Source organism: Nocardia pneumoniae NBRC 100136 (assembly GCF_000308755.1).
GTDB classification, from domain to species: Bacteria; Actinomycetota; Actinomycetes; order Mycobacteriales; family Mycobacteriaceae; genus Nocardia; species Nocardia pneumoniae.
The window spans coordinates 1-492 of record NZ_BAGF01000127.1 but is presented as its reverse complement, the minus strand read 5'-3'; the positions used below and the strand labels follow the sequence as shown (position 1 = coordinate 492).

Annotated in this window: 1 protein-coding gene; it reads right to left on the bottom strand. The window is 61.6% G+C overall.

All coding sequences use genetic code 11. From position 1 onward, the window contains the following. On the bottom strand, positions 1 to 473 hold a 473-nt coding region (locus ON34_RS28660; RefSeq protein ID WP_157172457.1), incomplete at its 3' end, for a DUF4226 domain-containing protein. Between the last annotated feature and the right edge of the window lie 19 nt (positions 474 to 492).

Below are 492 nucleotides of genomic sequence, written 5' to 3'. Positions count from 1 at the left end.
TTTTTGCCTGCGATGTTGTACAGATACTGCTTGGTCAACTGATTGATCGCCGCCGCGGTATCCGCCGACTTCGCCTGACCACCCGACACGATCGACTGCGCCTTCTGCAACGCCGCGGTCAGGATCTGATGAACCCTCCGCTGCCCCTCCTTCGTATACGCCTGCGGACCCAGTTCGGCGAGTGCGACATTCACCTCACGCACCAAACCGATAACAGCCTTCTTATCGACCTTGTTCGACCCCGCCAACCCCTGAATACACCTCACCAACTGGTTATCCAGATTATTGAACGCCTTCGCCGCCGTCCGCTGAAACAACCGCGTCGCCTTGATCGACGCCGCCCCCGCACCCCGACCCGACGAAACACCCAACTGCTGCTGCAACTCCCGCACCCGCGGATCCGACGGATCGTCCCCATACACCTCCTCCAACGCCTTCAACACCTGCAACGCCCGCGCCGCCTCCGGCGACATCCCCCCAACCGCCTCACCA